The 18601-nt window shown below is 67.1% G+C and carries 15 protein-coding genes; 10 read left to right on the top strand and 5 right to left on the bottom strand.

Features of this window, described 5'->3' with window-relative positions:
• Window positions 1–171: 171 nt before the first annotated feature.
• The 7 genes from BLS61_RS04025 (at window position 172) to BLS61_RS04055 (ending at window position 4733) form a co-directional block, all read left to right on the top strand.
• Window positions 172–477: a nucleotide pyrophosphohydrolase gene (locus BLS61_RS04025; RefSeq protein ID WP_090427661.1), complete on the top strand. Its 306-nt coding sequence runs from the start codon at window positions 172–174 to the stop codon at window positions 475–477.
• Window positions 474–1223: a methyltransferase domain-containing protein gene (locus tag BLS61_RS04030; RefSeq protein ID WP_090427664.1), complete on the top strand. Its 750-nt coding sequence runs from the start codon at window positions 474–476 to the stop codon at window positions 1221–1223. The genes BLS61_RS04025 and BLS61_RS04030 overlap by 4 nt, the downstream gene beginning before the upstream one ends.
• A 75-nt stretch (window positions 1224–1298) precedes the next feature.
• Window positions 1299–1880: a DUF4136 domain-containing protein gene (locus tag BLS61_RS04035; protein ID WP_090427668.1), complete on the top strand. Its 582-nt coding sequence runs from the start codon at window positions 1299–1301 to the stop codon at window positions 1878–1880.
• Between the two features lie 19 nt (window positions 1881–1899).
• Window positions 1900–2457 (top strand): DUF4136 domain-containing protein, encoded by a 558-nt coding sequence (locus BLS61_RS04040; RefSeq protein ID WP_244157909.1) that lies wholly within the window; start codon window positions 1900–1902, stop codon window positions 2455–2457.
• Between the two features lie 16 nt (window positions 2458–2473).
• Window positions 2474–2959, top strand: a complete 486-nt coding sequence (locus BLS61_RS04045) for a GNAT family N-acetyltransferase (RefSeq protein ID WP_090427674.1) — start codon at window positions 2474–2476, stop codon at window positions 2957–2959.
• A gap of 36 nt (window positions 2960–2995) precedes the next feature.
• A complete protein-coding gene (locus BLS61_RS04050; protein WP_090427677.1) occupies window positions 2996–3445 on the top strand; it encodes a DMT family transporter in 450 nt (149 codons plus the stop codon).
• A gap of 160 nt (window positions 3446–3605) precedes the next feature.
• Window positions 3606–4733, top strand: a complete 1128-nt coding sequence (locus BLS61_RS04055) for a GGDEF domain-containing protein (RefSeq protein ID WP_090427681.1) — start codon at window positions 3606–3608, stop codon at window positions 4731–4733.
• 16 nt (window positions 4734–4749) lie between these two features.
• Here the strand turns inward: BLS61_RS04055 and BLS61_RS04060 are convergent, their stop codons facing one another.
• The 5 genes from BLS61_RS04060 to BLS61_RS04080 all read right to left on the bottom strand — a co-directional run bounded on the left by BLS61_RS04060 (window position 4750) and on the right by BLS61_RS04080 (window position 15567).
• Window positions 4750–6681: a methyl-accepting chemotaxis protein gene (locus BLS61_RS04060; RefSeq protein ID WP_090427684.1), complete on the bottom strand. Its 1932-nt coding sequence runs from the start codon at window positions 6679–6681 to the stop codon at window positions 4750–4752.
• A 146-nt stretch (window positions 6682–6827) separates the two neighbouring features.
• Entirely contained in the window at window positions 6828–7595 is a 768-nt protein-coding gene (locus BLS61_RS04065; RefSeq protein WP_090427687.1) for a substrate-binding periplasmic protein, read from the bottom strand.
• Between the two features lie 64 nt (window positions 7596–7659).
• Window positions 7660–9984 (bottom strand): peptidoglycan glycosyltransferase PbpC, encoded by a 2325-nt coding sequence (gene pbpC, locus BLS61_RS04070; protein WP_090427691.1) that lies wholly within the window; start codon window positions 9982–9984, stop codon window positions 7660–7662.
• A 72-nt stretch (window positions 9985–10056) separates the two neighbouring features.
• Complete coding sequence (locus BLS61_RS04075; protein WP_090427694.1) at window positions 10057–10587, bottom strand: REP-associated tyrosine transposase; 531 nt, start codon at window positions 10585–10587, stop codon at window positions 10057–10059.
• A gap of 81 nt (window positions 10588–10668) precedes the next feature.
• Window positions 10669–15567, bottom strand: a complete 4899-nt coding sequence (locus BLS61_RS04080) for an alpha-2-macroglobulin family protein (RefSeq protein WP_090427697.1) — start codon at window positions 15565–15567, stop codon at window positions 10669–10671.
• A gap of 163 nt (window positions 15568–15730) precedes the next feature.
• Here BLS61_RS04080 and BLS61_RS04085 point away from each other — a divergent pair, with 163 nt between their 5' ends.
• From BLS61_RS04085 to BLS61_RS04095, 3 genes are read left to right on the top strand one after another with little or no spacing between them, the layout of a single operon-like run.
• Window positions 15731–17119, top strand: coding sequence for an MATE family efflux transporter (locus BLS61_RS04085; RefSeq protein ID WP_090427700.1), 1389 nt, complete (start codon window positions 15731–15733; stop codon window positions 17117–17119).
• Window positions 17091–18119 carry a sensor domain-containing diguanylate cyclase gene (locus BLS61_RS04090; RefSeq protein ID WP_090427703.1) on the top strand — a complete coding sequence of 343 codons (1029 nt, stop codon included), beginning with the start codon at window positions 17091–17093 and terminating at the stop codon, window positions 18117–18119. The genes BLS61_RS04085 and BLS61_RS04090 overlap by 29 nt, the downstream gene beginning before the upstream one ends.
• A 21-nt stretch (window positions 18120–18140) precedes the next feature.
• The gene (locus BLS61_RS04095; protein ID WP_090427706.1) at window positions 18141–18596 is read left to right on the top strand and encodes a DUF2214 family protein; all 456 of its coding nucleotides are present in this window, start codon (window positions 18141–18143) and stop codon (window positions 18594–18596) included.
• The last annotated feature ends 5 nt before the right edge of the window (window positions 18597–18601 follow it).

The raw sequence follows: 18601 nt of genomic DNA on the forward strand, positions 1-18601 counted from the left end.
AGTGAGCATTTGGTGTAGGAGCGAGCTCTGCTCGCGAATCTGGCCAGCGCAAGCGCTTCGCGAGCAGAGCTCGCTCCTACAAAAGCCCAAACTCTTCCGCTGTTTGCCCGCCAACAACTTGCAGCACGCTCCTTTCGGACCGAAGCTATGCGGCTCGAAAGGAGCCGCACCATGAACATCGCTGCACTCACCGCGCGCATGCACGCCATTCGCGATCACAACGATTGGCGCCGTTACCAGAGCCCGAAGAACCTGGCCATGGCCGCCAGCGTGGAAATGGCCGAGCTGGTGGAAATCTTCCAGTGGCTGAGCGAGGAGCAGTCCCGCCAGCTGTCCCCCGAACAGCTCGCCCACGCCGGGCAGGAAGTGGCCGACGTGGTGCTCTACCTCCTGCAACTGTGCAGCGAGCTGGGCCTGGACATGAACCAGGTGGTGCTCGACAAGCTCGCCGACAACGAACGGCGCTTCCTCAAATGAGCGACCGCCACTTCGACGAACTCGCCACCCGCTTCGCCGAGAAGATCTACGGCGGCGCCAAGGGTGCCATCCGCCTCGCCGTGCTGCAGGCCGACCTGGCCGAAGCACTGCCGGACCGGCCGCTGCGTGTGCTGGATGTCGGTGCCGGCCTCGGCCACATGAGCCTGTGGCTGGCCCAGCGTGGTCATGACGTCACCCTGGCCGAACCCGCCGAACCCATGCTCGAAGGGGCTCGCCAGCGCTTCACCGAGGCTGGACAGCACGCCACCTTCATCCAGGCGCCCTGGCAGGAACTGCTCGGCCAGCTGCAGCAGCCCTTCGATCTGGTGCTGTGCCATGCCGTACTGGAATGGCTGGCCGAGCCGGCGGCCATCCTGCCGGTGCTGCACCAGCTGACGGCCAAGGACGGCTGGCTGTCGCTGGCCTTCTACAACAAGGACGCGCTGATCTACCGCAACCTGCTCAAGGGGCATTTTCGCAAGCTGCGCAAGGAACGCTTCGCTGGCGAAGGCCAGAGCCTGACCCCGCAACGCCCGCTCGACCCAAGGGAGCTGGACGCGCAACTCGGCGAACACTGGCAGGTCGAAAGCCGTAGCGGCGTGCGCGTGTTCCACGACTACATGCCGCAGGAATTCCAGACCAAGGCCGAGCTGATCGACCTGCTGGAAATGGAGCTGGCCCATCGGCGCCACCCGACTTTCACCGGCCTGGGCCGCTACCTGCACTGGATCTGTCGACCGACCTGAGCGCATTGGACGAAGCCGGTAGCCCGGCGTAGCCTGAAGCCATCGGGGATGTCGCGCACGACCACGGAGACGACCATGCGCACCGCCATAGCCATACTCATCCTGCCGCTGCTGGCTGCCTGCCAGAGCCACAACCCCTACCAGGCCGAATCGCTGCCAATGCCCCCGGCACCACCCGAGGCGGCCAGCACATTCGACCGCAGCGCCTACCCGGCAGCGCCGCGCGATTACGGCCGCTACCGCAGCTGGAGCTGGCTGGACGGCCGAGCGCCCAGCGGCGAGCAACTGGCCGACAGCGTCAGCGCCGGCCTCGATCAGTACGGCTTGCGCCCGGCGCTCAACGGCCCAGGCGACCTGCTGGTGCGCGCCTACATCAGCCAGGAAACCCGTCTGCGCCAGTACCAGGACAACGTCGGCGGCTACTATGGCACCGGCAGCCACTGGGATCGCCACTACGGTGCTTACGGCGGCGTACCCATCGTGCGTACCTACGAACAGAGAGTGGCCGTTGTGCGTATCGAACTGATCGACCCACGCGACCATCAGGTGGTCTGGTCGGGCAGCGGCGAAGCCCTGGCCGGCAAGGACCAGGCGGCCCAGGCCGATGCCATGCGCGTGGCCATCCGCGCCGCGCTGGACGGCTACCCACCCTATTGATCGACTGCCTCTGGAGAGCATCATGCGTACCCTGCCCTACCTGCTCCTCGCCTTGCTGCTGAGCGGCTGCGCCAGCGTCAGCCTGGAGCGCGACTTCGACCCCAGCCGTGACTTCGCCGCCTACCGTACCTGGAGCTGGATGGACGACAAGCTCGCCTATCAGCCCGATGACGCCCGCCTGAAAAGCGACATCACCGAGGCCCGCATCAGCCAGGCCGTGGCCGAACAGCTCGACCAGCGCGGCCTGCGCCAGGCAGCCGATGGCAAGGGCGACCTCAAGGTGCAGAGCGTGCTGATCGTCGACGAGCGTCAGGACCAGATCACCACCCAGTACGGCGGTGGCTGGGGGGGCTATTGGGGCGGTTACTGGGGCGGCCCGGCCTTCACCGAAACGCGCCGCGTGGACTACAAGGTCGCCACCCTGCAGATCGACCTGTACGATGCCCGCGACGGCAAGCTGGTCTGGCGTGGCAGTGGCGAACAGGTAATGCGCAGCCAGCCGCCGACACCGGCAGAACGCGAACAGGCTATCCGCGAAACCGTCACCCAGGTGCTCTCGCAGTATCCGCCGCGCTGAACAAGGACCTTTCGTTTTGAATGCTGAGCTGCACTATCGCCCGGCCACCGCCGCCGATCTCGACGAGGTGGTCGGCTTCCCGCAGAACGTCGATGAATTGTTCTTCTGCTACCCCAAGGCCGTCTGGCCGCTGAACGTCGGCCAGCTCGCCGCGGCCATCGCCGAACGCCGCGAAAGCACGGTCGCCGAACTCGACGGCAGGATCGCCGGCTTCGCCAATTTCTACCAGTGGCAGCACGGCGAGTTCTGCGCCCTGGGCAACCTGATGGTGGCGCCCTGGGCGCGCAGCCGGGGCGTGGCCCAGTACCTGGTCGAGGTGATGGAAACCCTCGCACGGCAGCGTTACAAGGCGCCGCTGATGAAGGTTTCCTGCTTCAACGCCAATGCCGGCGGCCTGCTGCTCTACAGCCGCCTGGGCTACAACGCCATCGGCATCGTCGAGCGCCGCGCGCCCGATGGCAGCCGCGTCGCCCTGGTGCAACTGGAAAAGCCTCTGCCGTAACGCCCTTCATCTCACTTGTCCCTTCTGGAGTTGCCCATGAATCATGTCAGCGGCTGGCTGCTCGCCCTGCCGTTCATCGCCGGCGCCGTGCTGCCGCTGCAGGCCGGCATCAACGGCCAGCTTGCCCGCCATCTCTCCAGCGTGCTGGCCGCGGCGTTGATCTCCTTCAGCGTGGGCGGCCTGGCGCTGCTGCTGATGACCCTCGGCCAGCGCGAAATGCCCGGCCTCGGCGCGCTCAGAGCGCTGACCTGGTGGCACTGGAGCGGCGGTCTGCTCGGCGCCTTCTTCATCGCCACCGCCGCTTTCGCCGGGCCGCGGGTCGGTGCGCTGCTGTTCATGGTGCTGGTGATCGCCGGCCAGTTGGCCATGGCCATCACCCTCGACCATTTCGGCTGGGCCGGTTTTCGCGAATCGCCCATCACCTTCGGCAAGGTCGCCGGGCTGCTGCTGATCGTTGCCGGCATCTGGATGATTCGCCGCGGCTGACGAGCGGCGGCCAATACTGGCAAATGGACATCCTTACCGTCACAAAAAGGCGCTATGCTCAGACAGGCAGTTTCTGTGATCACAAAAAGCCCCTGGAGAAGGTTCCGATGTCCTCTGCGACGGCCCAACGGTGGCCGCCAGTGATAGCGGGCCAGACAACATGACCGACGCCGAAGTACCGCGCCAGCTCAACACCTTCGCCCTGTGGCGGGAAGTGGATGACACCCGCATCCGCACCCGCCTGGGGGGCGTCTTCTATCTGCTCGCCTGGCTGCTGACCTGGGTGTTCAGCGCCGCACCGGGCGAGCTGATCATCAGCGGCGTGCTGGGTTGCGCACTGTTCGGCGCGCTGCTGGCGGCGCGCCTGCTGCACCGCCCCGATGAGGTGGACGATCCCGTGCAACTGCAGCGCTGGCTCGATCGCCACTGGGGGCTGATCCTGCTGACCGCGCTGTGCTGGGGCCAGGCCCACGCGCTGGCGATCTACAGCGACGCCTACAACGACTCGGAAATCATCGCCACCCTGGCCACGGTAGCCTTCAGCACGGCGATGACCTTCAATTTCGCCATGCGTCGTGGTCGCGCCCTGCTGGCATTGGCCCTGCTCTACCTGCCGGGCCTGGCGGTGATGGCGCTGAACTGGCAGCAACAGCATACGACGCTGATCACCCTGGCCTGCTACCTCGGCTACCTGGTACTGGTGCTCGGCCGCAACCACCGGGAATACCGCGCCACGCTCGACCTGGAACTGAAACTGCTGGAACAGCAGAGCCAGCTCGACCTGCTCAGCCGCACCGACAGCCTGACCCAGCTGGGCAACCGCTATCAGTTCAACAACCTGTTCCCCAGCCTGGTGGCCAATGCCGTGCGTCGGGGCGAGCCGCTGTCGCTGGTGCTGATGGACATCGACTTCTTCAAGAAAGTGAACGACGAACACGGCCATGCCGGTGGCGATGCCTGCCTCAGTGCCTTTGCCGAGCGCATGCGCAGGGTGTTTCGCCGTGACGCAGACGCCCTGCTGCGCCTCGGCGGCGAGGAGTTCGGCGTGCTGCTGCCGGGCACCACCCTGGCCCAGGCCTGGGACCTGGCCGAGCACTTTCGTCAGGAGCTGGAAACCGAAGGCCTGCTGCTGGCCGGTCAGCGCCTGGCCCTGACTACCAGCCTGGGCGTCGGCTGTTTCGACAAACGCCAGGACAGTGATGCCGACGCCTTCTTCCGCCGCGTCGACAGCGCCCTGTACCGGGCCAAGCGCGAGGGCCGCAACCGCCTGGTCGCGGCCGATCACTGAGAACGGGCCTCAGGAATTACAGCCTGAACTTGCCCATCTGCCCCGCCAGGTCATCGGCCAGGCGGCTCAGCGTCTGGCAATCCTCGCGGCAGGCGCGCACTTCACCCGCCGTGGCATGCGCCAGGTCGGCGATGCCCTGCACGTTGCGGTTGATCTCCTCGGTCACCGAACTCTGTTCCTCGGTCGCTGCCGCCACCTGGGTGTTCATGTCGCTGATGCGCTCGACCTGCTCGGTGATCGCCCCGAGCGACTGCCCCGTACGCTGGCTGGACTCGACGCCGGTGTGAGTGGCCGACTGGCCGGCGTGCATCGAACTGACGGCGGTTTCCGCACCCTGCTTGAGGCGCTGGATCATCTGCTGGATTTCGTCGGTGGAGGCCTGGGTGCGGCTGGCCAGGGTGCGCACCTCATCGGCGACCACGGCGAAACCGCGGCCCATCTCGCCGGCCCGCGCCGCCTCGATGGCAGCGTTGAGCGCCAGCAGATTGGTCTGCTCGGAGATGCCGCGGATCACCGCCAGCACCTGGTCGATGGAGGCGACCTGCTCGGCCAGTTCGCCCACCGCCTCGGCGGCGCTGCCGATATCGGCGGACATCCGCTCGATATGGGCAATGGATTGTCCCACCACCTGGCGCGCGGTCTTCGCCTCCTCGCGCGCCGTGTGCGAGGACTGCGCGGCATTGCTGGCGTTGCGCGCGATTTCCTGCACGGTCAGGCCCATCTCGTGTACAGCGGTGGCCACCATGTCGGTCATCTCCTGCTGCTGCCCGGCGCGCCCGGCGGTATTCTCCACCACCCGCGCCACCTGGCCGACCGCGGTACGCAGGCGCTCGCTGGTGGCCAGCACGTCGCCGATCAGCTCGCGCTGGCTGGCCAGGAAGCGGTTGAAGCCGCGGGCCAGGTCGCCCAGCTCGTCGGCCCGTGACTCGTCGAGGCGCCGCGTCAGGTCGCCGCCACCGCCACCGATTTCCACCAGCGCCTGGGTGACCTGGCGGATCGGCCGCACCAGCCCGCGCGCCAGCCACACCACCAGGCCGAGGAACAACAGCGCCACGGCGATGCCGATCAGGCTGGTCAGCAGCAACGCCTGACGCGCCTCGGCATAGATTTCCGCCTCCGGCACCTCGCTGACCAGCAGCCAGTCGATGCTGGCGAACTTCTGCGCCACGGCGAGAAAGGTCTCGCCGCCGCGCTCGAAGCGCACCGCGCGGCCATCGCCGGCCAGCGCCAGACGGCCGGCATCGGCGCCGAACAGCTCGTCGAGCTTGCCGTTGCCACTCAATTCCGAGCGTGGATGCACCTTGACGTTGCCCTGGCCGTCGATCAGGAACACTTGACCACGCTCGCCGAAGCGGAACTCGCTGATCATCCTCGACATGCCCGCCAGGTCGTAGCCCAGCCCGGAAACGCCGAGGGTCTTGCCGCCACGCTTGATGCGCTGGTTGATGAACAGCGTGGGCAGACGCGTGGTCTTGTCGATATCGATCTCCAGCACGCGGTCACGGTCGCTGTCGACCAGGCGATAGAACCACTGGTTCTCTGCCTGGCTGCGGTCGAGGGTGCGCATCAGTCCTTCGCCGGTGGTGTAGTTGCCACTGGCCAGGGCGACGATGGAAGTGGTCATGGCGTTCTGCTGGGCGCGCACGCCTTCGAGATAGCGGGCGAACTCGTCGCGCCGCGCGGCATCCTCACCGGCAGCCAGCCAGTCCTGCACCAGGCTGTTCTCGGCAATCGAAGCGTTGGCCGTGATCGGCGCGGTCAGCACGCGCTCCAGATCGTTGCGTATCGCCAGCACCCTAGCCGGCAGCGCCTCTTCGATCAGGTAGCGCTCGGTCAGACGGTCGACCACCGCCGAGTAGATGCCCACGACGATCAGAATGCTGGCCAGCAGGGCGGCGCCCATGCTGAGTATCAACTGCCATTGGATACTGCGCTGCCATAGACGCATAGGGCTCTCCGGAGAAGTGCAGGATTGATTGGATACAATCATGTCCACAATATTACAGGCGGACTCATACGAAAACCCTATCGGCGCTGCGGACGAAGAAATGAGCCTTTCCTGTCGTTTTCAGACGTACGGAAGGCTGCGCCCCTTCACGGCAGCAAATCCTGATCGGCCTGCAATCCGGCGGGCGGCTCATCGGGAAACCAGCGCTGATGGATGCGCGCGAAGCTGCCGTCGCGCTTCATCGCGTCGAGTGCAGCCTGCCAGCGCTGCACCCTTATAGGGTCGGTGCCGAGGGAGAAGGCAATGTAGCTGCTGGTGCGCATGAAGGTATGCACGGGCTGCAACGCGTCCGGCGGCGCCCCCACTTCCTGCAGCAGGCCGGGCAGCAGCTGGTCCTCGTAGACCATCAGGGGCACCCGCCCCAGCAGGGTCATGCGCACCATTTCGTGAGGCTTGGGTACCAGCTCCAGGTTGCTGAAGCCCAGCCGCACCAGTACCTGATGCGAATACCAGTCACGCGGCACGGCGATTCGCCCCAGCTGCCGGGCCTCCTCCAGGGTGGTGACCGGCAGCGCCTCGCCGCTGCGTGCGTACAGGGTAGTGCTGGTACTGATGATCGGCCCGACCCAGCGGAACAACGTCTCGCGCTCCGGGGTACGCACCGTCACGAACAGGCCGACATCGGGCTGGGTGGTCGCCATCCGGTAACCGCGTGCCCAGGGCACGCTGAGCATCTGCGCGCGGCTGTCGGTACGCTGCAGCAACTCCCTCACCACCTCGACGGCCATCCCGTCCAGCTCGCCGGCCTGGCTGAAATTGATGGGCGGGTTTTCTTCCGTATAGAGCACCAGCTCCGTCGCCGGAAGATCGACGCAGAACAGCGACAACAGCAGCAGATGCAGCAACCTGGTCATCGCGTCTCGCTCGTCCGGCCCGATTCCTTGAGTTTAGCCAGCGAAATGCCACCCTGGGGACCGCTCAGTCGGCAATCTCGAACTGCACCTGGGCGGTCTGCCCCACTTCGTCGAGCACGCTGAGCTGATGCCTGCCACTGTCGAAGGGTTGACTGAAGGACGCATCCTGGGCGCTGTCACCCAACGGCCGGCCATCGACAAACCACCAGCGCCGCCCATTGCCGCCCAGGGCAGACAGGCTGAGGCGCAGCGGTTCATGACTGCCCTGCGGCCGGCGCAGGCGGTCACCATCGCGTACGCCGACGATGGACAGCGGCGCTACCTGGCTGCCGCCTGGCGGTGGACAGCTCGAATCGATGCCCGGCAAGCGCGCGGTACGCCGTTCCCGGCGCGGCAACCAGGGCTCCAGCGGCGCCGGCCACAGCACCAGCTCGCGCGTCTCGGCGCCGGCACAGGCAGGCCCGACGCGCCGCCCCGCTGCATTGACCCAGTAACGCTCGCGCAGGCCGCTACCCAGCGGCTGATCGGCGGCCTGCAGGGTGGGTGGCGTGGTGCCTTGCAGCGTCCAGGCGAAGCGCAGGCGCCGGCAGTTGGGATCTTCCTTGCTCATGGGCTGGCCCAGCGGCCAGCAGATGGCGGCCACGCCGACCTCGGCCGGCTGCGGATCGGCCGGTGCGGCGATGCCGCGCTGGCTGTCGCGCCCTACCAGCAGATCATGCACCTGCAGCAACAGCGGCGCAGCCGAGGCCAGGCCGAACTGGCCGGGCACCGGGGTGCCGTCCGGTCGACCGATCCAGATGCCGATCAGATGGCGCGGCCCGACACCGATGGCCCAGGCATCGCGAAAGCCATAGCTGGTGCCGGTCTTCCAGGCCAGGGTCGGGCGCTGCGCCAGCTGCGCGCGCGGATCGCGATCCGGCCGCGCCTGGCCGCTGAGGATGCGGCGGATTATCCAGGCCGAACCGGGCGACAGCAGACGGCGCTCGCGCAATTCATCGTCCGGCTGCAGGCGTGGGCGGGCCGCCATGCCACCGCGGGCGAAGGCACTGTAACCGGCCACCAGCGACTCCAGCCGCGCGCCGCCGCCACCAAGGATCAGCGCCAGGTTGGGCTCGGCCAACGCCGGCAGACGGATCGGCAGCCCCGCGCTGCGCAGCTCGCCGGCAAAACGCTTCGGCCCGTAGGCTTCCAGCAGTTGCACGGCGGGCAGGTTGAGCGAGGTAGCCAGCGCCTCGCTGGCCGACACCGGGCCGATGAAACCGGCGGCGAAGTTGCCGGGGCGGTAGTCGCCGTAATGCCGCGGCACGTCCTGCAGCAGCGACTCGGAATGGATCAGCCCGGCATCCAGCGCCATGCCGTAGAGAAAGGGCTTGAGCGTCGAGCCGGGCGAACGCAGGGCGCGGACCATATCGACGTGGCCGAAGCGCGAGGTGTCAGCGATGTCCACCGAGCCCAGGTAGGCGCGCACCGCCATGCTCGGGTGCTCCACCACCAGGATAGCCGCCGAGGTGCGCTCCGGCAGGCGCGCGCGCCAGCCCAGCAGCAGGTCTTCCAGGCGTAGTTGCAAGCCGGCATCGAGGGTGGTGCGAATCAGCGGCGGGCTGCCGGCGCGGTTCAGCCGCCGCGCCAGCAAAGGCGCCAGGCTCGGCTCGCGGCGCGGCGCGAGAAACACCGGCTCTTCCAGCGCTTCGTCCACCTGCGCCTGCGGCCACACCTGAAATTCGCCCAGGCGCCGCAGCACCTTGTCGCGCGCCGCCTGGGCACGCTCGGGATGGCGATCCGGGCGCAAGCGGCTCGGCGCCTGCGGCAGCACGGCGAGCAGCGCGGCATCGGCGCGTGTGAGCTGGCTTGGTGGCTTGCCCAGGTAGCTCCAGCTCGCCGCCGCGACGCCCTCCAGGGTGCCGCCGAAAGGCGCACGATTGAGATACAGGGTGAGGATCTCGTCCTTGGAGAGGTGCCACTCCAGCTGCGCGGTGCGCCACAGCTGCTTGAGCTTGCCGGGCAGGTCACGGCCATGCGGATCGAGCAGCCGCGCCACCTGCATCGACAGCGTGCTGCCGCCGGACACCACGCGCCCGCCGGTCAGGTTCTGCCAGGCGGCACGCCCGAGCGCCAGCGGGTTGATGCCGGGGTGCTGCCGAAACCAGCGATCCTCGTAGGTCAGCAGGGCTTCCAGGTAATAGGGCGAGACCTCGTCCGGCGTCACCGGGTAGCGCCATACACCGTCGCGATCAGCAAAGCGCCACAGCGGCGTACCGTCTTCGGCCAGCACCACGCGCGCCAGGTCGTCTTCGGGCAGGGGCAGCGGGAACAGGCGGTCGGCTAGCCAGAGCAGGGCTAAGGGTACGCAAGCGACGATAAGCCAGCGACCTAGGCGGTTGAGTCGCATGGTCAGCACAAGCTCCCGGATTGCATCCGGGCTACAGATCCCGCGTAGCCCGGATGAAATCCGGGGAATACCTCATTCACCAGCATCTTCGATCTCGACACCTGCTTCGCCGGCCCAGTCGATGGGTAGCAAGCCTTGACGCACATAATGATGAAAGCTGGAAAACGGCCAATCCCGTACGCGAGTGACCAGACCATGCTTGAGCGGGTTGATATGGATGTAATCCACATGATGGCGGTAATCCTGCTCGTCACGAATCAGATGCTCCCAGAATCGTCGCTGCCAGATATTGGCCTCGCCTTTGGCGTTGGTTTGTACTTCGCTGCCAACCTGCTGGCGTAGTGCTCCCATGAACGAGGCCTTGAGCATACGGATTCGCGCAGAGGAATCGGCGTCATCAGGTGGTAGCACCATCAGCATGTGCAGGTGCTCTGGCAGCACCACCAACGCGGGCACACGAAAAGGCAGTCGAGCCTGCGTATCCTGCAAACATCGACGTAATAGCGCCGCGTTTTTGAACAGCAGATCACTACGTCTGTCTTGCAGAGCCAGCGTCAAGAAATAACAGCCGCCGGCTACCTTGGCTCTTCGGTATTTCACCATTCGGCACCTCCTTGTGCTCGAAAATCCCCGGATTGCATCCGGGCTACGCGATCTGTAGCCGGATGCAATCCGGGGCCGCTTTTAGCGCCCCCTCACCACCAGACTATCCGGCGCATTCCCCAGTGCCTGCCAGCTCGGGCGGTACATGGATTCGACCTGCGGTGGCGGTACACGGTAGCTGCCCGGCGTCACCGCACGGGCCAGGTAGAGCAGATGGGTAGTGCCGTAGCCCTCCACATCCACCGCCGCCACGTAGCGGTCGCCGCGATATTCCTGGTGCTTGATCCGCGCGTTCTGCATCGACTGGCGCCATTCCTTGACGTTGCTGCCAGCGTCATCAAGGCTCGCCGCGCTCTGTGCCAGGTTCTGGTTTTCCAGCTCCAGGCCGGCCGGCAGCAGGTCCACCACCAGTGCATCCGGCACGCGCTCCCTGGCCCGCACGGCCAGGTGCACCAGCACCAGCTCACCGCTGTCCAGACGCTGCAGGTCGAGCGGACGGCCATCCATGCCCAGATACTCGCGCTCGATGCTGAGGTTCTCGCCACCGGCGCGCGGCGCCTGGCTCGGATAACCGGACAGGGTCAGTTGCTGATACAGCTTGGCGCTGCCGGCGTTGCTCACGCTCAGCGGTTCGGCCAGCTCGCCACGCTCCAGCTTGATACCGGGCTGCTGGTCGCTCAGCTCGAACTGGAAGGCGCCGCTGGCAAGCCTGGCGCTCCAGGTCTGCTCCGGCTTGCCGAGAATGCCGCGCCCGGCGAGGAACAGCGCGTTGCGTTCCTGGGTCGACAGCCAGCGCTGACCGGCCAGCTCATCGGCCAGATTGAACAGACGCTGCTCGCGCTGGCCGGCCGCCAGGTCGTGCTCCTCAAGCAAGGCGAGAATCAGCGCCTGGTCGCGTAGCGGGCTGCCGTAGTCGGCCATCCAGCGTTCGCCGTCGCGCTGCTGGATCAGCCCCTGGTTCAGCGCCTGCTCGGCGCGCGGCGCATCGCCCATCAGCTTCAGCGCCGCGGCCAGTTGCACCAGCGGCAGGCCGGAGCGCGCCTCGCTGCGCCGGTCGAACAGGCTACGCAGCGCGCCCAGCGGTGCCTGCTGGCTGCGCGCCAGAACGTAGCCGGCGTAGGCCTGCACGGCGAAGCGGGTATGGGCGAAGTCCTGGCTGTAGCTGGCCTCGATCAGGCTGCTCTGCTGCAAATAGCGCAGCAGGCGATCATTGGCCTTCTTCAGCGCCTCGGCCGGTACGCCGAAGCCCTGCTCGCGGGCCCGCAGGAGGAAGTCGGTGACATAGGCGGTGAGCCAGTATTCCTCTTCGCTCTCGGCGCTCCACAGGCCGAAGCCACCGTTATGCCGCTGCATGCCGAGCAGACGCTCGATACCCAGTTCGATGCTCCTGCGTCGCTGCTCGTCCGGCTCGCCTTCCAGCCCCAGGCGCTTGAGGCTCGCAGCGTCGGCGTACAGCGACGGGTACAGGCCACTGGTGGTCTGCTCCAGACAGCCGTACGGATAGGCCTTGAGTGCACGGATCTGCTCGCCGAGGTTCAGCGGCGGCCGGCTCGACAGCGCCAGCACCGCTTCCAGCCCGGCAGGCTCGAACTGGTCGAGGGTACCGGCCGGAAGGCTCCAGGGCTCGCCCTCCCCCAGTACCGCACGGAAGTGTTGCAGCTGCGCCGGGTAGGCCGGACGGATACCCAGCGTCCACTCGCGGCTGAAATCACCCAGCGTCTCGTTCGGCAGCACCAGCCCCTGCACCTCGACGTGGATACGCCCCTGGCCCAGGCCGCCTTCGGCGCGCACCGGAATGCGCAAGGTAGTGCGCTGACCATCGTTCAGGCGGATCGGCGCTTCGCCCTGGTTGAGCAGACGCAGCTGACCCTCCACACCGACCTGCACGTCGAGCTGCTGCTCGGCGCCGGACAGGTTGGTCAGGTCCAGCGCCAGGGTGGTTTCGTCGCCGCCGGCGAGGAAGCGCGGCATCGACAGCTCGGCGATCAGCGGCGCCGCGACCACCGTCTTGGCCTCGGCCATGCCGAAGCGCTCGTCGGTCCATGCCTGGGCCATCAGGCGCAGTTCACCGTTGAAATCGGGGATATCCAGGCTGACTTCGCCTTCGCCCTTGTCGTTCAACTTCAGTGCATCGCTCTGCAGGGCGACAATCAGCACACTGGTATCCGGGCGCTTGCCACCGGCGGCAAGGCCGGCGTCACCACCAAAGGCCAGGCTGGCGACGCGCCCCTGGGCCTCGATCAGTTGGCCGTAGATATCCAGCTGGTCGGCGCCATAGGCCTTGCGCCCGAAGAAGGTGGCGAATGGATCGGGCGTGGCGTAACTGGTGATGTTGAGGATGCCCACGTCCACCGCGGCGACCAGCACATGCACCTTGTCAGGAATGCTGCCGTCGGCATTACGTGCACTGACCTTTACCTTAAGTGGCTGTTTGGGCCGCATCTTCTCTGGCGCCTCCAGGCTCACCGCCAGCTTGCGCGGAGCACGTTCCAGCGGCAGATGCAGCAGGCCGACCGCACGTTTCGGGGTGACCTGCGCCTTGCGCTCGCCCGGGCGAATCACCAGGGCGCTGAGGTAGAGGTCGTGGCGCGCCCATTTCTTGTCGATGGGCAGTTCGAAGGTCTTGCCTTCAGCCGGCACGCTGATTTCCTCCCACCACAGCGGCCCCTCGCTGGACTCGACCAGCAGGTAGCCGTTGCCGGCAGCGGGCGGGGTGACGGTGATCCTGGCCACGTCTCCCGCGGAATAGGCGGGTTTATCCAGCGCCAGCTTGACCTGGTCCGGGCGCACCGCGCCGCCATCGGCGTTGTCCTGCCAGCGGTAGCCGGCCCAGAAGCGCAGGCTGCTGACCAGGCCGGTCTGGTTGTCCACTACCTCGACCCGATACGGGCCCCACTCCACCGGGAAGCTGACCTTGGCGGTGCCGCCCGCGGCGACCTTCAGCGGCTCGTCGCTGAGAGTCAGGAATTTCTCGTTGTAGTTGTGACGCCAGCCTTCACCGTCGGAGAAGCTCCAGAAATAGTCGCGGCGTTCGCGCACCAGGCGCACGTTGAGGTTGTCGGCGGCCAGCTTGTTGCCGGCGGCGTCGGCCACCAGGATTTCGAATTCGGCCAGGCTGTCGGCGTCGACTTCCTCGCCCTCGAACAGGCCACGCAGGCCCGGCAGGCGCTCGGCTGGCCAGACCGGCTGGACGATGCGGCGGGTGATCGGGCGGCCGCCGGACTCCTGCAGGCTGGCCTGGAGGATCAGACGCAGCGGCGACTTGGCCTCGCCCCAGCGGTTTTCCGGGCGCAGCACGGCGCGGCCCTGGTCGTCGAGATTGACCTCGTCGAGCTCCTGATCCTGGCTCAGATCGGCCTCGGTGATATCGCCGAACTGATAGCCCGGCAAGCTCGCCACCGCCTCACGCAGCGGGCGCACGTAGAGTTGCCCGGTCAGGCGATTACCGGCGGCCGGCGCACCGTAGAGGTAACGTCCAATCACCGCGAACTCGGCGCTGTCACCCGGCGCGTAGGGCTGTTCCTGGCCCTTGAGCTCCAGGGCCATGCGCTCGGGCAGGAAGTCCTCGACGAGGAATTCATAGAGCTGCGGGTTGCCGTCGCCCAGATCGAGCACCAACTGCCAGCGTCCGGTTGGCGCCTCTTCGGCCAGCGGCAACTGATATTGATAGAGGCCGTTATCGCCAGCATTCCAGACGAACTTGCGGCTGATCTGCTCGTCCGGACGGCGCACCTCGACGCTGACCGGCTGGGCCTTGACCGGACTGCCGTCGGCATCGCGCAGCAGGCCGTTGAGCAGCACGGTCTCGCCGGGGCGATACAGATCACGCGGGCCGAACACGAAGAACTGCAGGGCATGCGCCTTGGGGCCGGCAATGTCGAACTCGGCCAGGTCCAGCGCCGGCGAGTTCAGGCGCAGCACGCTGGTCTGCTCGTCCTGCTTGGCCAGCAGCACCTGGGCCTTGGCCGGCAGCGGCAACTGCGCATGACCAGCCGAGTCGGTCTTGCCCTCGGCGAGCAGAGCACCTTCGCCATCGAGCAGTTCCAGCTGCACGCCGGACTGCGCCTTGCCGCCTTCCAGCGCCTGGGTGAATACGTCGAGACGGTCACGATAGCGATGCGCGGAGAGGCCGATGTCGCTCAGGGAAAACAGCGTGGCCGGTTGCGAATAGCTGTAGCTGCCGGCCTCGCGCATCACCGCCAGGTAAACGCCAGGCTGCTTGAACGGCTCCAGGCCGGCGATGGGCAGCAGCAGGGTTTCGCGGGTATTGCGCGCCGGATTGAGGTCGAAGCGGCCGCCGTAGACCAGATCGGCCATCGGCAGCAGCTCGCGCGCTTCCCAGGTATCCAGGTTACTGGCGCGGCCCCAGCGCGAGAGGAATCGCGGCAGCGACTCGGGCTTGATGCGGAAGAACTCGACATTGACCTTGTGGACGTTCAGCGCGATCACCGGCAGACCTTCGGCCAGGCGCGTCGGCAGCAGCGAACCACGGCTGGCGAAACCGACGCTGGCCTGCAGGTCACGGGTTTGCAGACGGCTGACATGCTCGCCGGCCAGCTTGCCGCCGTTGATCGACTTCAACCCGGCATCGATGGTCAGCACCAGCTTGCGCTGCGGCTCCAGATGGCGCAGGCGCAGCTCACTGAGGTTGTCGGTCAGCTCCCAGGCGCCATCGACCTTGCCGGCGGTGCTGTCGACCAGATGCAGGCGCTCGGCGAAGGGCTGGTCGGGGTCCAGCGGGATGGAGAAGGTCACCGACAGCGCGCTGGCGCCATCGAGCTGCACCTCGGAAACATCGACCACCTCCAGTTCGCGCCCGGCATAGCGCTTGGCCAGCGCCTCGCGGTCGACCGCTGGCGCGGGCACCTGCGGCTGTTGCGCAGCAGGGGCAGCGGGGGTCACCGTGGCAGGGGGGGCAGAGGAATCACAGGCGCTGAGCAGGCTCAGCACCAAGGCCAGAAGCAGTCCTTTGTTCGGCATTGCGGGCTCCGGAATGAGGGGGCGCAGAGGCCGACAACTATAGCCGAGGCGCCCTCACAGCGACGAGTCATCCCGATGAATTCGCCAAGCCACTCACACTCCTGCGGTACTGTGCGAGCCCGCCAGCGCTGTGCCTATAATCGGCGTTTTCCCGGAGCCGCCCATGTCCGCCCTGCTCGACGCCTGGCGCCACGCCCCGACCCAGCGCAAGGTCTGGGCACTGGCGGCGCCGATGATCCTGTCCAACCTCTCGGTGCCCATGGTGGCGCTGGTCGATACCGCCGTGGTCGGCCATCTGCCGCACGCCCATCAGTTGGCCGCAGTGGCGGTCGGTGGCAGCCTCTACACCCTGCTGACCTGGGCCATGGGTTTTCTGCGCATGGGCAGCACCGGTTTTGCCGCCCAGGCCGCGGGGCGCGAGGATGGCGGGGCGCTGCGCCAGGTACTGGTGCAGGGGCTCGGCCTGGGCGTGCTGCTGGCCCTGCTCCTGAGTCTGCTGGCGTTGCCGCTGAGCGGCGCCGCGCTGAGCCTGATGCAACCATCGGCCGAACTGGACCAGCTGGCGCGCCAGTATTTCCAGATTCGACTACTCGGCCTGCCCGCCAGCCTGGCGACCTATGCGCTGATTGGCTGGCTGCTGGGCACGCAGAGCGCCCGTGGCCCGCTGGCCATTCTGCTCACCGCCAACCTGATCAACGTCGCGCTGGATCTGCTGTTCGTGCTCGGCCTCGAATGGGGCGTGGCCGGCGCCGCCTGGGCCTCGGTGATTGCCGAATGGAGCGGCGCCCTGCTCGGCCTGTGGCTGGCCCGTGGCGCATTGCGCCGCTACCCCGGAAGCCTCGAGCGCAGCGCCCTGAAACGCTGGAGCAGCTGGCGCCCGCTGCTGGCGGTCAACCGCGACATCTTCATCCGCACCCTGGCGCTGCAGCTGGTGTTCTTCCTGATCACCGTGCAGGGCACGCGCCTGGGTGACGCCACGGTGGCGGCCAATGCCCTGCTGCTCAACGGCCTGACCCTCACCGCCTATGCCCTGGACGGCCTGGCGCACGCCGTCGAAGCCCTGTGCGGTCATGCCCTGGGCGCGCGCGATCGCGACGCACTGCGCCGCTCGCTGCTGGTGGCCGGTGCCTGGTCGCTGCTGGCCAGTGCCGGCTTCGCACTGTTCTTCCTGCTCGGCGGGCACTGGTTCGTCGGCATGCTGACCAACATCGCCGAGGTCCGCGAACTGGCCCTGAACTTCCTGCCCTACCTGGCGCTGCTGCCCCTGCTGGCAGTGTGGAGCTACCTGCTCGATGGCCTGTTCATCGGCGCCACCCGCGCCCGGGAAATGCGCGATGCCATGCTCATCGCCCTGGCGTTGACGCTGCCGCTGGGCTGGTGGCTGCAAGGCCTGGGCAATCACGGGCTGTGGTTGGCATTTCTGAGTTTCATGGGGCTGCGCAGCCTGGTATTGGCTGGCTATGCTTGGAAATTGAGCCGTCGCGACCAGTGGTTCCCTTCCCCGGCATTAGGAGAGATCGCTCATGCTCAACGTCCCGCTGCCCGCCAATGAAGCCGAACGCCAGCAGGCCCTCGATCGCCTGGAGCTGCTCGACACGCCGGCCGACCCCTACCTCGATACCCTGACCCGCCTGGCCCACGACCTGTTCCAGGTGAAAATGGCGCTGGTCACGCTGGTCGACCGTGATCGCCAGTGGTTCAAGAGCCGCCAGGGCCTGGACGTGGCCGAGACGCCACGCAGCCTGTCGTACTGCTCCCACGCGGTGCTACGCGACGAGCCACTAATAGTCGAGGACAGCCAGGTGGACGAACGCTTCGCCGGCAGCGAGCTGGCACGCGGCACACCTGACGTGCGCTTCTATGCCGGCTGGCCGCTGCACGACGCCACCGGCCTGCCGCTGGGCACCCTGTGCCTGGCGGACCCGAAGCCGCGCCAGTTCGGCCCCCAGGACCAATTCAAGCTGCGCGACCTGGCTTACCTCACCGAAAACTACCTGCACCTGCAGCACTGTTCGCAACAGGCCGATGCCCTGCGCGATGCGCTCAGTCGCGAGCAGCGCAAGGGCATGCTCGATGCACTGACGCAGGTGTGGAACCGCGCCGGGCTGCTGCACTTCCTGCCGCTGGAACGGGCCGCGGCCGAGCGCAACCAGCTGCGCGTGGGCCTGATCTACTGCGACCTGGACCACTTCAAGCAGGTCAACGACCAACATGGCCACGATGGCGGCGACCACGTGCTGTGGGAAAGCGCGCGGCGCATGAGCGGCGCCGTGCGCCCGCAGGATGTGGTCACGCGCAACGGCGGCGAGGAGTTCGTCATCATCACCCAGGTGCACGATGGCCGCGAGCTGCTGCAGGTCGCCGAGCGAATCCGTCTGGCCATCGCCAGCCAGCCGATGACACTGGAGAATGGCGAGGTGCCGCAGACAGCCAGCCTCGGCTGCGCACTGCTCGCCCCCGACGAGAGCCCCGTGGAGGGGCTCAAGCGTGCCGACCAGGCGCTGTACCGGGCCAAGCGTGGCGGTCGCAACCGTACCGAGCTGGCGCCCTGACCCTCAGACAAGGAAACCCATATGGCTGCTGCGTTCGTCGCTTACCTGCACTACCTGTCGATTTTCGCCCTGTTCGCCCTGCTCAGCATCGAGCACGTGCTGTTCAAGGCGCCGCTGGACCTGTCACGGGCGCGCAGCCTGATGCTCACCGACCTGGCCTATGGCATCTGCGCCGGCCTGGTGCTGATCACCGGTATCGCCCGCGTGCTGTGGTTCGGCAAGGGCGCGGCGTACTACATGGGCAACGGCCTGTTCCACGCCAAGCTCGGCCTGTTCGTGCTGGTCGGCTTGCTGTCGATCCTGCCTACCCTGGTGTTCATCAAATGGCGTGGCGCGGTGAAGGCCGGCCAGGTGCCAGAGCCGAGCGCCCGGCAGGTTCGCCTGGTCACCTGGAGCATCCGTATCGAGCTGCTGCTGTTGCTGGCCATCCCGCTGCTGGCGGCGCTGATGGCGCGCGGCCATGGCGTCATTGGCTGAACCGT

Origin of the sequence: Ectopseudomonas guguanensis (assembly GCF_900104265.1) — a bacterium.
Classification (GTDB): Bacteria; Pseudomonadota; Gammaproteobacteria; order Pseudomonadales; family Pseudomonadaceae; genus Aquipseudomonas; species Aquipseudomonas guguanensis.